We start from the raw sequence: 14,107 nt of genomic DNA on the forward strand, positions 1-14,107 counted from the left end.
CTGTGCAAGAATTAAACTTTCATATTGTAATACCAGCTCATAATGAAGCACAGTTTTTAGGAGAAACTCTTTCTTCTTTAGTTTCACAAACTCATAAGCCAAAGCAATTAGTTATTGTAAATGATAACTCTACAGACCAAACGTTGTCTATAGCTGAAACATTTTCTAAAGATTATTCATTTATAACTGTTGTTTCTCGAAAATCTTCAGCAGAACATTTACCAGGAAGTAAGGTTATTTCTGCCTTTAATGTAGGTTTAAAGTTGGTGCCAAATGATGCAGACATAATCTGTAAATTTGATGCAGACTTAATTTTTCCTTCAACATATCTTGAAACTCTAAATAATTTATTTATTTCAGATACTCGTATTGGTATGGCTAGCGGAAACCTATACGTTAAAGAAGTCGATAGTTGGGTATATGAAGCTATTGCAGATAAAAATCATATAAGAGGCCCGATTAAGGCTTATAGAAAAAATTGCTTTAAAGATATTGGTGGTTTAAAAACATCAATAGGTTGGGATACTGTAGATGTACTATTAGCAAAATATCATAATTGGAAAACAATAACAGATACTTCCTTAAAAGTAAAACACCTTAAACCAACAGGTGCTACATACTCAAATAAAGGTTACGAAAAGCAAGGTGAAGCCATGTATAAAATGGACTACGGCTTTGTAATTACGTGTATAGCATCTTTAAAAATAGCTATTAAAAGATCTAAACTTTCAGTTTTCGTTGAATACCTAAAAGGCTATTTTAATGCTAAAAATAAAAAACTACCTAAGTTAGTTACGCAAGCAGAAGGTAAGTTTATTAGAGCATACAGATGGCAAGGTATAAAACAGAAATTATTTTGATTGCTTTATAACTTCTCCTAAAACATCACCTGAGTTTCCGTTAGGAAAGGAGATCCCTAAAAAAGCTGATATTGTTGGTGCTATATCTATAATTTCTGTTCTCTTATAACTTTCGCCTCTGTTAATGCCCTTTCCGTAAAAAATTAGAGGAACATGAGTATCGTACTGTAAACCACTTCCGTGAGTTGAACCTGTTTCGGGATATGTTATGTAAGATGGTTCTAATACAAAAACCACATCGCCACTTCGTTTTTGATGATATCCTTGTTGTATAAGATGAGCAATGCCTTCTGTGTAATCTGTGCTTTCTAATTGTTGTCTTGTAAAGACTTTATTAATATGTTCTTGCTGTAATAAAAATTGCTTGATCTGCTTTTGAAGTGCTTCTGTAGAAATATTATTAGAAATTAAAGCCTCATAATTAAAGAAGATTTGATAGTTAGATATGTCTTTAATAAGATCTGTAATTGCATATTCACTTGCCAAATACTTTTTTAAAGTTTCAGAAAATTCTCTGCTATTAAAATAGCCGGATGGAATCTTTACAGAAGAAAGGTATGCAGGTACGTGTACAGCACCATGGTCTGAAGTTAAAAAGACCGTGTAATTTCCTTTTCCAACTTTACTATCTAAAGTATTTAGTAAACGCTCAATATCTTTATCTAACCTTAAATACGTGTCTTCTACTTCTACAGAATTTACTCCAAAATTATGTCCTACATAATCTGTGCTTGAATAACTTACTGTAAGAACATCTGTAGTAGTATCTTTTCCTAGTTGCTCACCATCTAATGCAGCAATTGCAAAATCTGTGGTTAAAGAATTTCCGTACGGTATAGCTTTAAGAATGCTGTAACTATCTGTTTCTTTGTTAATAGTGTAAGGGAAGCTAGTTGTTTTATTGTTTCCAAGGCTACCTTCAAAAGTGTTTAGGTCTTTGCCACTTGCGGTATAGCTTGATATGTCATAAAGAGTGTTCCAAACTTTAAAATAGCTATCTACTTTTCCAGAGCTGTTAAACTGCTCTACCCAGTTTGGTAATGCACTCATGTAGTATGAACTTGTAATCCATCGGCCAGTGTTACCTCCTTCAAACCAATACGCACCATCTGCTGTATGACCTGCAGGTAAAATTGCACCTCTATCTTTTAGAGAAATACCTATAGTTTTACCGCGCATTTGGGTATGCAGTTTATTCTGGTCTGCCCAAGTTGTGGTTTGTAACCTATGTGGAGACATTTGTCCTGCAGTTGTTGTAGAACCTACAGTGGTTTGAGAATCATCTTGTACACAGTAAACTTCTGTACTTTCAAACTTATCATACCAATTGTTTGAAATAATACCGTGGTTTTGTGGTGTTGTACCTGTATAAACAGATGCGTGACCAGGACCAGTGTAAGTAGGTACGTAATTAAAATGATTGTTTTTAAAATTGTAGCCTTCAGTAATAAGGCGTTTAAAACCACCATCTCCATATCTGTCACTAAATCTCGTGAGGTAATCATAGCGCATTTGGTCTACAACAATACCAACTACTAATTTTGGAGATGCAGATATTTGTGTGTTTTTAATTTCATTGTTTTCTGTCGTTTCGCTAGTTGATTTGGGAGCTGTGCAGGCTAAAACTAAAAACGAAATTATGAGAATTAAGACTTGGCGCATGATTTTAATTTTGAGTTCAAAAATAACATATTAAAAGAGCATTGGTTTTAATTCTTCGTTAAATACTTTGGTAAGAAAAATTGATACTTTAGATTTACATAAAAATCTACACGATTGCTGTATTTACATTCTATAGGAGAATATTTCTTAATGATTAAAGGTGTGTTTGGGCGTATGACCAAACAATCTGTATTAAGAGGACTTATACTTAAAGAGATAGATGATTTAATCATGAGCTCCTTAGGTATTGTTACGTTTATATCATTTTTTATTGGTGCAGTAGTGTCTATACAGACGGCTTTAAATTTAAACAATCCATTAATACCAAAAGAACTTATTGGGTTTGCAGCACGACAATCTATAATCCTTGAGTTTGCACCTACATTTATATCTGTTATTATGGCAGGTAAAGTAGGTTCATACATAACGTCAAGTATTGGTACTATGCGTGTTACCGAGCAAATAGATGCTTTAGAGGTTATGGGAATAAATTCCCTCAACTATTTAGTATTACCCAAGATTGTTGCAATGATGATTTATCCCTTCCTTATAGGTATAGCAATGTTTATAGGGATTTTAGGAGCATATATGGCTGGTGTTTATGGAGGATTCTTAGGGTCTAGTGAGTTTTTATCTGGCTTGCAAGACGACTTTATTTCGTTTCACCTTGTATATGCCTTTCTTAAAACTTTCTTGTTTGCATTTATTTTAGCAACAGTTCCAGCATATCACGGTTACTATATGAAAGGTGGAGCATTAGAAGTAGGACAAGCAAGTACGCAATCATTCGTGTGGACTTCTGTAGTTATTATAATTACAAACTATGTATTAACCCAAGTACTTTTAAGCTAATGATTGAAGTTAAAAATCTACATAAAAGTTTTGGTGAAGAAGAAATTTTAAAAGGTCTCAATACCAAATTTGAGAAAGGAAAAACCAATTTAATAATTGGCCAATCTGGATCTGGTAAGACGGTGTTTTTAAAATGTCTATTAGGCTTATTTAAACCTACAAAAGGTAATATTATTTACGATGGGCAAGCCTATTCTGAATTTTCTGATGAAAAGCAACGAGAGCTTAGAAAGAAAATTGGAATGGTTTTTCAGGGTAGTGCGCTGTTTGATAGTATGACGGTGAGAGAAAATGTAGACTTTCCATTACGTATGTTTACCAAGGAAAAGCGCAATGTACGTTATGAAAAAGTAGATAAGGTATTAGAAAGGGTTAATTTAGATGGTGCAGAAAATAAATATCCATCAGAAATTAGTGGTGGTATGCAAAAACGTGTGGCTATTGCAAGAGCAATTGTAAACAACCCAAAATATTTGTTTTGTGATGAGCCTAACTCAGGCTTAGATCCTAAAACTGCAATTGTAATTGATAACCTTATTCAAGAAATAACTCGTGAGTATGATATTACAACAGTAATTAATACACACGACATGAATTCTGTTCTGGAAATTGGAGAAAATATCGTTTTTCTAAAAAAAGGAAACTTAGTGTGGCAAGGTAATAAAGATGAAATCTTTAAAACAGAAAACGATGATGTTACAGATTTTGTATACTCTTCAGACTTGTTTAAAAAAGTAAGAGAAGCACAGCTAAAAGGGTTGTAATTAACTTTTATTTGCTAATTGACCACAGGCAGCATCAATATCTTTCCCTCTAGAACGTCTTACAGTTACAGTAATATTGTTTCTTTCTAAAGCATTTACATAAGCATTAATTGCTGCATCTGGTGCTTGCTGAAATTCACCATCATCAATAGGGTTGTACTCGATTAAGTTAACCTTACTTGGTACATATTTGCAAAATTTCACTAATGCATCAATGTCTTCAGTTCTATCATTAATATCTTTCCATACTACGTATTCATAAGTGATCTGTTTGCCAGTTTTTGCATACCAGTATTCTAAAGATTCTCTTAAGTCTTTTAATGGGAAATGCTCGTTAAAAGGCATAATCTTAGTCCTCACTTCATCTATTGCAGAGTGTAAAGATACCGCAAGGTTAAACTTCACCTCTTCATCTGCCATTTTCTTTATGATTTTAGGAACACCAGATGTGGAAACTGTAATACGACGTGGAGACATTCCTAAACCATCTTCAGAAGTTATTTTTTCTATAGATTTAAGAACGTTATTATAATTCATAAGTGGTTCTCCCATACCCATAAATACAATATTAGATAAAGGTCTGTCGTGATACAGTCTACTTTCTCTATCTATGGCAACAACTTGATCATATATTTCATCTGGATTTAGGTTACGCATACGTTTTAGCCTAGATGTAGCACAAAACTTACAGTCTAAACTACAACCAACTTGAGAAGACACGCAAGCTGTGGTTCTGCTAGCCGTAGGAATAAGAACAGACTCAACCGTTAATCCATCATGTAGTTTTACTGCATTTTTTATAGTGCCATCACTACTGCGTTGCATTTGATCAACTAGAATATGGTTTATAACAAAATTTGCTTCAAGCATATCTCTAGTTTCTTTAGAGATATTTGTCATTTCCTCAAAGGTATGGGCACCTTTGTTCCAAAGCCATTCATAAACTTGATTGCCTCTAAATGCTTTATCACCTTCAGAAACAAAAAAATCTCTTAGTTGCTCTTTACTTAATGCGCGTATGTCTTTCTTGCTATTTTTCACAATGCAAATTTAAAGAATCTAAAGTTGTTGTAAGTAAAAGTTTTACTTTCTTGAAATTGAAAAAGCCTTGCTATTGCAAGGCTTTTAAATAAACTAACCAAATAGTTAATTATATGATAAGCATTGCATCTCCGTAAGTGTAGAAATTGTATTTCTCCTTTACAGCTTCTGCATAAGCTCTTTGTGTAAATTCATGTCCTGCAAACGCAGCTGTCATCATTAATAATGTAGACTTAGGCGTGTGAAAGTTTGTAACCATACAGTTAGCGATGCTAAAATCGTATGGAGGGAAAATGAACTTATTTGTCCATCCACCAAACTCATTTAATGTACCACTAGAAGACACAGCACTCTCTAACGTTCTCATAACAGTAGTTCCTACTGCACAAATACGACGTTTTTCAGAAATTGCTTTATTAACTACTTCTGTAGCTGGTTTTGCAATATATGCCTCTTCGCTATCCATTTTGTGTTTAGATAAATCTTCTACCTCTACTGGGTTAAATGTACCAAGACCAACGTGTAGTGTTACTTCTGCAAAATTAATTCCTTTAATTTCTAAGCGCTTTAATAGGTGCTTAGAGAAGTGAAGACCTGCAGTTGGCGCTGCAACAGCACCTTCTTCTTTAGCAAAGATAGTTTGGTAACGCTCAGCATCATCTGGCTCAACTTCACGCTTAATATATTTAGGAAGTGGAGTCTCACCTAAATCTTTTAATTTTTTACGAAACTCTTCGTAAGATCCGTCATAAAGGAAACGTAAAGTACGTCCTCTAGAGGTTGTATTGTCTATAACTTCTGCAACTAGGCTTTCATCATCCCCAAAATAAAGCTTGTTACCTATTCTAATTTTTCTTGCAGGATCTACAAGTACATCCCATAAACGAGTTTCTGGATTAAGTTCTCTTAATAGGAAAACCTCAATACGCGCACCAGTTTTTTCTTTATTTCCGTACAAACGTGCAGGAAAAACCTTTGTGTTGTTTAATACTAAAACATCATCTGGTTCAAAATAATCAATAAGATCTTTAAACTGTTTGTGCTCAATGGTTTGTTCCTTACGGTTTAAAACCATTAAACGAGCCTCGTCGCGATTTTCTGCTGGACGGTCTGCCAATAGGTTTTCTGGTAAGTCAAAGCCAAAGTTTGAAAGTTTCATTCCCATATAACGTAATTTTCTTTGTGTTAAAATTAAAAGAGCTTTTGAATAAGAGTTAACCTTCTATTTCTCAGGCTCATTTTTTGAAGGTGCAAATATACAACCTCGGCATAGGCCTTGTCAAGTAAATTGACATAAAATATTGAAATAGATTTTTTTAATGCCCTTTTTCTGCATTAAAAGTTGTAATGCCTACACTATTCATGTCTTCCCAAAACGTTGGATAGGATTTAGAGACTACACCAGCATCATTTATTGTAAGGTCTGTTTTTAGGGCTAATGGCGCAAATGCCATGGCCATTCTGTGATCGTTGTAGGTGTCTATTTCTGCATTCCTGTTAACCGATGGTGTGGCTTTAAGCTCCAAAGTATCATTAGTAATTATTGTAATGCCTCCCAATTTATAAAGCTCTGTTTTAAGAGCTGTTAGCCGGTCTGTCTCTTTAATTTTTAAAGTATGTAAACCCGTAAGTTTACAAGATATTCCTAGGCCTAAGCAAGTAACAGCAATGGTTTGTGCTATATCTGGCGTGTTGCTAAGGTCAAACTCTACATGCTTTTGAAGTTTATGAGAGGTTTTCTTTAATAGTAATGTGTTGTCTGAAAACAATGTTTCAACTCCAAAAGCTGTGTAAATTTCTTTTAAAGCAGAATCTCCTTGTAGACTTTCTTGCCTGTAACTCGTTAATGAAATTTCAGCATTTTTTGATAGAGCTACCAAACTATAGTAATATGAAGCCGAAGACCAGTCTGACTCTACAACAACAATTTGGTCTGCGATTGATTGGCAAGGTGGTATTGTAATGCTGTTATTTTTAAAGGTGCCGCGTATTCCAACTCTATTAAGTAAGCTTAATGTCATATTAATATATGGCACAGAAGTAACTCTACCTTTTAATTGAATGTCTAAACCGCTATTTAATGATGCTGCAACTAACATAAGCGCAGAAATATATTGGCTACTTACATTAGCATTTAAGGATACTGAGGTTTTTTCTGGTGTTATTCCCTTTATTAATAATGGCGGGAAACCATCATTGGTTTTGTAAGTTATTTGAGCACCAAGTTTTTTTAAAGCATCAACAAGGATAGACATTGGTCTTTCCTTCATACGTTTACTACCAGTAAGTGTAACATCTGTGTTTGCTTTTAGTGCGTAGTAAGCAGTTAAAAAGCGCATAGCTGTTCCTGCATGGTGTATATCTACTATACCTTGATTTTGTTGTAATGCTTTTTGAAGCACTTTTGTATCATCACTATTAGATACGTTGGTAATAGTAAGGTTAGGGTATAAGGCTTGTAAAATGAGCAGTCTGTTAGATTCACTTTTAGAACCTGTTACTGCTATTGATGCATTTTTAAGTCCAGAAGATGATAATTTTAAATTCATCTTTGCTGTTCTTTTAATTTTTTACTGAATTGAAAATAAGCTATTATCATCCCATATAGTAAACCAGACAAGACATTTGCTATAAGAAACCTTAAGGGTTCTTCTGTAGCTTTTGTAATTAAAGCCGTAAAGCTAAACCCATCAAAAGCTGCCATAATAAGATTGTAAACCACTATAAATGCTACAGATAATCCTAATACAGATTTCCAATAAGATTTTAAGGTTATAATTTTTTTAAATGTAGACACTATTTTAATTTTTCATTGTTATGATGGCGGTCGTGATCTCTCTTAGTTTTAATATCTAATTTCTTATTAAAACTTTCCTCTAGGTTTACACCAGTTTGGTTGGCAAGACAAAGTACAACAAACATTACATCTGCCAGTTCTTCGCCAAGATCTTTACCTTTATCGCTTTCTTTTTCACTTTGCTCTCCATAACGTCTTGCAATAATACGTGCAACCTCACCAACTTCTTCGGTAAGCTGTGCCATATTTGTAAGCTCGTTAAAATAACGAACACCATGAGCTTTTATCCAGTCGTCAACAGCTTTTTGAGCATTTTCAATATTCATAATTATAGTAAGGCTTTAAGTTTCTCTACTAATAAAAACACATCTTCGTAAGAATTATAAAGTGGAGCAGGAGCTACTCTAATTACATCTGGTTCTCTCCAGTCACTAATAACACCAGATTCTGTAAGTTTGGTATGAAGAGATTTGTCTGCATGCTTTACCTGTATAGATAATTGACATCCACGTTCTTCAGGGTTTGTAGGTGTTATAATTCTAATTCTTTCAGTGTCTATCTCTTTTAATAAAAACTCTAGGTAATTAGTGATTTTTACAGATTTTTCTCTAATAGTGTCAAAACCTGCTTCTTCAAATACAGATAATGATGCTCTTATAGCTGCCATAGATAAGATTGGAGGATTGCTTAATTGCCAACCTTCGGCTCCTGGAATAGGATCAAATCCTTTACGCATATTAAAACGGGTGTCTTTATTATGTCCCCACCAACCTGCAAATCTATTTAAAGAATTATTAGTTGCATGGCGTTCGTGTACAAAGCAACCTGCTAAACTACCAGGTCCAGAATTAAGGTATTTATACGTACACCAAACTGCAAAATCTGCTCCTGTATCGTGTAAATTAGGTTGAATATTTCCTGCGCCGTGAGCCAAATCAAAACCTACCATACAATTATGACTATGACCTAATTGTGTAATTTTCTTTAACGGAAAAGATTGACCTGTATAATAATTGGTGCTTCCAATCATAAGGAGAGCAATACTATCTCCTTGCTCATTCATAATGTTTTCTAAATCTTCAAAACGGCAAAGTTCTTCGCCTTCTCTTGGAGACCAAAGTATTAAGCCTTCATCTGGATCTATACCATGAAATTTTAATTGACTTTCGACAGCGTACTTATCACTAGGAAAAGCATCACTTTCAATAACAATTTTAAATTTTGTTTTGTTTGGTTTATAAAAAGACACCATCATTAAATGAAGGTTTGCCGTAAGCGTATTCATAACGACAACTTCGCTTGGCTTGGCGCCAACGATTTTGGCCATTGGCTTTGATAAAAACTCGTGATATGGCATCCAAGGATGTTTGGCGTCTGTATGACCTTCAACACCTAAATTTGCCCAATCTTTGAGCTCTAAATCTATAAATTCAGATACTTTTTTAGGCTGTAGTCCTAAGCTGTTTCCACAGAAATAGAGTAGTGTTTTGCCATCTTCCTGTTCTGGAAGATGAAATTTTGTTCTGAAATCTTTTAATGGGTCTGCTTGGTCTTGAGCTCTTGCGTATGCTAAACTATTTTCCATTATTCTGTTTTAACCGATATGTCTGAAAAGAAAAGTTTAAAATCTCCTGAAGGGTCTTTGTGCATTTCTGCGAATTTTAAGCCTTCAAACGTTTTGTAGTCTTCCCAACTTGTTACCATACTAGCTTCTTCTGCATTACCTTTTCTATATACCCATTCACGTGGCATAAATTCTGAATCATAATAAATGTCATAAGCATCTCCTGGCGTGTAACCTAAACTATCATTATAGGTAATGGTTACCATGTTTAACGTGTCTTTAGACATAGGTGCAATTTCATTTTTCTTTTCGGTAATGGTTGTGCCTTCATCCCAAACTAAATTATATGGAGCGTGTAACCAATATTTATCATTAATAAATGCTTGGTCTGCTTTTGTTGAAATGCTATCTAAGGAGGAACGGTTATACGCTACAGTATCTTCAGCTGTCATCATAGTAACATCATCTGTCTTAGGATTCCATTGCCAAGATCTAGAAAAAATATTACCACCACGATCTACATTAAAAGTAAATTTTAATTCTGAAACTTTATCCCAATGTTCTAAACCACTTGCGTAGGCTATAGCTTCTGCAGTTGTTAAATTCTCTTTGTTAATAGCTTCTTCTGTGTTTTCTGTTGCTAATGCATCTGCCTTAGTAGCTTTTAGCTCTTCTTTATTTTTGCAACCAATTAAAGTTACAGTTGCAATTATTATAAGTAATGTGTGTTTCATTTTAATTTTTAAAGTTTGTGTAAAAGTACAAAATCTAAAGTCTGTTTTAGAACCCTTATATTTTGGTATTTGTTTGAGCGCAAAAAAAAACGGCAACTTAAAAAGTATGCCGTTTTAAACTATTGTAATTACGTTTATAAACATAATAGATATAGTGTTTTAGGATTTTATTATATAAGGACGCTCTGCCTCACAGTAAAAATCATGTTGAGAAAATTGATCACAATTGCTGTTAGAAATTGTAAACGAGTTTACTTTTTTTATTGGTCTTTTAAATAAATCAACCAGCCGGAGAATTGAAATTCGATTTTTCATAGTCTTAGTTTTTTTCTTTAAAAATACGAAGTTATATTTTGTTGATTGTTAATAGAATGTGTATTTAAACTTAAATATTTCTAAAAGTTTTAAAAGTGTTCTTTCATTTTATTCTTTTACTAAAGAACACTTGGTAAATCTGCGATGTAACCATTAAATGTGTGCTTTCTAGTGGTGTAATAAACGTCTCTTAAAGCATCATCTTTTGAAATCTGTTTGTGGAGTTTAGGATACCTTGATTCTAAGAGTGAAATGAACTCAGAAAAATCATCACTTTTATTAACTGCTTGTCTTAAAGATTTCACATAAGTCCGTTCATTAATCTTAAACGAGATTGTATTAGTTTTAAAAACAAGATTTTGAGACGCATCTGTGCTTTTCAATATATCCTTAAAACTTGTATTATTTAAAGATGAAATAGTTTTATTGAATTTAGAAAAATCATCTACATAAACTTGGGTTGTTTTATTACTTAAGATAACTTCATCTAGTTGTTCTTGGCTATAAGAAGTTGTTGAACTTCCTAGAGTAACAACTGTTAGTGCTATTAATACTATTATAGTTTTCATAGTGTTTATTATTTAATGAATCTTTTTAATTACACTACAAAGATCGGTAGTATGTATAGGCTATACCATAGTAAAAGCTCCTTAGGTAATGTCAATACTTCCCAAAATTAAACCTGTGCTTCAACTTTATCTTTAAATGTGGTAGGAGATTCTCCAGTGTGTTTTTTAAAAAGTCTTGAAAAGTGAGAAGGATCATCAAACCCTAAGCTAAATGCAATTTCTTTTGAAGAGATTTCAGAATAATACAATTGTCGCTTTGCTTCTAGAATAATCCTATCGTGAATAATATTTAAGGGACTTTTATTATATGCAGCAAAAGAGTTAGAAAGCGTTTTGGCAGATTTATTCATCATTTCTGCATAGGCGCTTACTTGATGCTCTTCTTTGTAATGCTGCTCAACCAACCTATTAAATTCTCGGAGCAAGTCCATTTTACTCGTCTTAGCGATATCATCTGGGTGCTCTGCTTTTATGAGTTGGGTTGTTTTAATAATAAAACGTTTCATTAGTACTCTAAGCATTTCAGCTTGTATAGTATCTTTTGTAGCAATTTCGTCTACTAAAATTTGATGTAGAGTTTCAAATTTTTCCTTTTCTGAGTCTTTTAGGACAACACTTGGAATTACTTGGTTTCCAAAAAATAAAATACCTGTACAGCTCACTTCCTTATCGTGTTCCCAAATACAATAAAACTCTTTATTGAATTGATATACTGTAGCAGCATTTTCTTCTTCTAATTTAAAATATTGAAGCGGTGTTAATGCAGTAATGCTATGTGGTTGCAGAACTTTATTTACGCTGTCTACCTTAACTGTAATGGCATCTTTTCCTGTCCATATAAACGTATAATACCCTAATTGATTGGAAGTGTTAAAGTTGTTGAGAACTTCTATATCTCCAATTGTGAGAATGGCATTTGTAGATGATTCTTTAAACTGTTTAATCATAAAAAGGTTGTCGAAATATCCCAATACTTCTTACAACCTTTTTAGTTTGCTTTTAAAAATATTCTATTAATTACTAATAGAAATAGGTGCTTTTGAAAGCTTTACATACTTACCATGTTTAGCGTTAGGGTTAGCAAGCATATTTATGTCTTTGTCTTTTGCTACAATCTCTAATGCTTCTTTAGGTGTAATTTCCTTTTCTTCTAAGTAAAACGTAGCACCAGCTTTAGACATGTTTTTAATAATCTCTGTTGGTGTTGACGTTGGTGGTGTAGGAGGTAAAGGTGGTATAGGTGGCATCTCATCGGCTTCTGAGACATCATAAACCTCTACAACCTTATTGTCTTTGTAACGCTTAGTTATATATTCTTTACGGTCTTCAAGTTTTTTACTACGTTTTTCTATAGCTTCAGCTCTTTTTACCATAGCTTTTTCATAAGCTTCACGTTGTTTTTCAGACTTTTCTTTTAGTAATTCTGCTCTTTTCTTCTCGTGATCTTCAACCTTAGCCTCAAATTTTTTCAACCTTTTTTCAGACTTTTTTAAGTGCTTTTCCTCCTTAGAAAGCTTTTGGCGTTCCTCGTGTAATTTTTCTAAGGCTTTTATACGTTCTTCAGTCATTTCTGGATCTAGAGGTGTTCCTTCTTTATCTACTTCACCCGCAAAACGATTAAAATATCTTATGCTTTCACCATCTTTTACAAAATAGTGCTCCTTACCATTAATTTCTACCTGACCAGAAGTTTGTGTTGGGCTTAATGGTGGCGGTGGCGGTGGTGGTACAAGTTCTTTAGTTGCTTGCTTAGGTGGTGCTGGTGGCGGTGGCGGTGGCGGTAAAATGAAACTCTTCTTTGGGTTTGCCTTACCAAGACGCGAAGCTTTAAATGCAAGCTCAATGTTTGCAATACCATTTTTAGGCACGTTCTTAAAGCTCACCTTTATATTAGGATCAATTAATTCTTGCTTGCTCCAACCTTTAGTAATTTTATTTATCTCGTCTGTAACGTTTTCTAGAGCAACTACTTTGTTATTAATTTTAATAGTGTTTTCATTTACACTTAAAACAATCTGTTTCTCCTGAGACAGGTTCTTTGTAATGACTTTTGTTGTGTTAGAGGCTACATTTTCTGTTGGCACAAGCATCGTTTTGTAAATTGTTTCTCTTGAGCTGAAACTAAACAGTAGTCCAGCTAATAAGGGTAAAATAGCAAATAGCCTAAGCCATTTTAGTTTGGATGATGATTTTGATAACATAAGGATTCGTTTTTTGGTTAATGAATAATTAAATGAGCTCGACAATGCTACCTGATGAGGGTTGCTTGAAAAATTGACGAGTAAATGTTGATAGGTTTCAATGTTTTTATGTTGATTTACAACAGCTTCATCTGCTAAAAATTCGTGATTTAGCTTTATTGCTTTTTTAGTGAAATAGAGTAGTGGGTTAAACCAAAATATAATCTGAAGCACTTCTATAAAAAGGAGATCTAAAGAATGTTTTTGTTTTATGTGTGCCTCTTCATGTTGAAAAACCTCGGCAGGTATTGCATTAGTAGTATAGGCATCTTTATTAATAAATATGTAATTAAAGAAACTGTGTGGTACAATTCTCTTAAGTACTAGCACTGCTGTATATATATTATTCTTCACAGTGTTATGTTGTAAAATACTTACCCTTATTTTATTTAAATTGATTAAGAATCTGATAAGATAAACAGCTACGCCTAAACAGTAAATACCAAGAATAATATTTAAAGAGGTGTTAGCTTTATTAACTGCAGCATCCTCGCCATCTGCCAATGTTAAAAGTGTGGTAGGATCTGAGATTGGCTCAACATACTCATAAGATGTAAAAGTGATTAGCGGAACAAGAAATGACAACACTAAGCTAGCCAATAAAAAATAACGCTTTGTTTTATGAGCCTTTTCTTGCTCTAAAACCAAATGGTAAAAGCATAAACAAACAGATAGGCATAACACAGATTTTAAAATATAGAGTCCCATA

Annotated in this window: 14 protein-coding genes; 3 read left to right on the top strand and 11 right to left on the bottom strand. The window is 33.5% G+C overall.

Annotated elements, in window-relative coordinates; translation table 11 throughout:
* The first annotated feature begins 2 nt into the window (after nucleotides 1-2).
* Nucleotides 3-860, top strand: coding sequence for a glycosyltransferase family 2 protein (locus tag CA2559_RS07640; protein ID WP_013187288.1), 858 nt, complete (start codon nucleotides 3-5; stop codon nucleotides 858-860).
* Here the strand turns inward: CA2559_RS07640 and pafA are convergent.
* Entirely contained in the window at nucleotides 852-2,522 is a 1,671-nt protein-coding gene (pafA, locus tag CA2559_RS07645) for an alkaline phosphatase PafA (protein WP_013187289.1), read from the bottom strand. The genes CA2559_RS07640 and pafA overlap by 9 nt on opposite strands.
* Before the next feature lie 114 nt (nucleotides 2,523-2,636).
* Here pafA and CA2559_RS07650 point away from each other — a divergent pair, with 114 nt between their 5' ends.
* Nucleotides 2,637-3,374, top strand: coding sequence for an MlaE family ABC transporter permease (locus CA2559_RS07650; protein ID WP_041240955.1), 738 nt, complete (start codon nucleotides 2,637-2,639; stop codon nucleotides 3,372-3,374).
* On the top strand, nucleotides 3,374-4,138 hold the full coding sequence (locus CA2559_RS07655; protein ID WP_013187291.1) for an ABC transporter ATP-binding protein: 765 nt from the start codon (nucleotides 3,374-3,376) through the stop codon (nucleotides 4,136-4,138). Before CA2559_RS07650 ends, CA2559_RS07655 begins: the two co-directional genes overlap by 1 nt.
* On the opposite strand, the gene rlmN is transcribed toward CA2559_RS07655, so the two are convergent.
* The 10 genes from rlmN to CA2559_RS13585 all read right to left on the bottom strand — a co-directional run bounded on the left by rlmN (nucleotide 4,139) and on the right by CA2559_RS13585 (nucleotide 14,106).
* On the bottom strand, nucleotides 4,139-5,179 hold the full coding sequence (rlmN, locus tag CA2559_RS07660) for a 23S rRNA (adenine(2503)-C(2))-methyltransferase RlmN (RefSeq protein WP_013187292.1): 1,041 nt from the start codon (nucleotides 5,177-5,179) through the stop codon (nucleotides 4,139-4,141).
* 109 nt (nucleotides 5,180-5,288) lie between these two features.
* Complete coding sequence (gene queA, locus CA2559_RS07665; RefSeq protein WP_041241154.1) at nucleotides 5,289-6,338, bottom strand: tRNA preQ1(34) S-adenosylmethionine ribosyltransferase-isomerase QueA; 1,050 nt, start codon at nucleotides 6,336-6,338, stop codon at nucleotides 5,289-5,291.
* Between the two features lie 157 nt (nucleotides 6,339-6,495).
* The gene (locus tag CA2559_RS07670; protein ID WP_013187294.1) at nucleotides 6,496-7,728 is read right to left on the bottom strand and encodes a 3-phosphoshikimate 1-carboxyvinyltransferase; all 1,233 of its coding nucleotides are present in this window, start codon (nucleotides 7,726-7,728) and stop codon (nucleotides 6,496-6,498) included.
* Complete coding sequence (locus tag CA2559_RS07675; protein ID WP_013187295.1) at nucleotides 7,725-7,976, bottom strand: hypothetical protein; 252 nt, start codon at nucleotides 7,974-7,976, stop codon at nucleotides 7,725-7,727. Before CA2559_RS07675 ends, CA2559_RS07670 begins: the two co-directional genes overlap by 4 nt.
* A complete protein-coding gene (locus tag CA2559_RS07680; RefSeq protein ID WP_013187296.1) occupies nucleotides 7,976-8,302 on the bottom strand; it encodes a nucleotide pyrophosphohydrolase in 327 nt (108 codons plus the stop codon). The genes CA2559_RS07675 and CA2559_RS07680 overlap by 1 nt, the downstream gene beginning before the upstream one ends.
* 2 nt (nucleotides 8,303-8,304) lie before the next feature.
* Entirely contained in the window at nucleotides 8,305-9,561 is a 1,257-nt protein-coding gene (gene kynU, locus CA2559_RS07685) for a kynureninase (RefSeq protein ID WP_013187297.1), read from the bottom strand.
* On the bottom strand, nucleotides 9,561-10,274 hold the full coding sequence (locus tag CA2559_RS07690; protein WP_041241155.1) for a hypothetical protein: 714 nt from the start codon (nucleotides 10,272-10,274) through the stop codon (nucleotides 9,561-9,563). The genes kynU and CA2559_RS07690 overlap by 1 nt, the downstream gene beginning before the upstream one ends.
* 434 nt (nucleotides 10,275-10,708) lie before the next feature.
* The gene (locus tag CA2559_RS07695) at nucleotides 10,709-11,158 is read right to left on the bottom strand and encodes a hypothetical protein (RefSeq protein WP_013187299.1); all 450 of its coding nucleotides are present in this window, start codon (nucleotides 11,156-11,158) and stop codon (nucleotides 10,709-10,711) included.
* A gap of 107 nt (nucleotides 11,159-11,265) precedes the next feature.
* Nucleotides 11,266-12,105 carry a helix-turn-helix domain-containing protein gene (locus CA2559_RS07700; protein ID WP_013187300.1) on the bottom strand — a complete coding sequence of 280 codons (840 nt, stop codon included), beginning with the start codon at nucleotides 12,103-12,105 and terminating at the stop codon, nucleotides 11,266-11,268.
* Nucleotides 12,106-12,171: 66 nt separating this feature from the next.
* A complete protein-coding gene (locus CA2559_RS13585; RefSeq protein ID WP_083798865.1) occupies nucleotides 12,172-14,106 on the bottom strand; it encodes a M56 family metallopeptidase in 1,935 nt (644 codons plus the stop codon).
* Between the last annotated feature and the right edge of the window lies 1 nt (nucleotide 14,107).

It is taken from the genome of Croceibacter atlanticus HTCC2559, from assembly GCF_000196315.1.
Taxonomy (GTDB): Bacteria; Bacteroidota; Bacteroidia; order Flavobacteriales; family Flavobacteriaceae; genus Croceibacter; species Croceibacter atlanticus.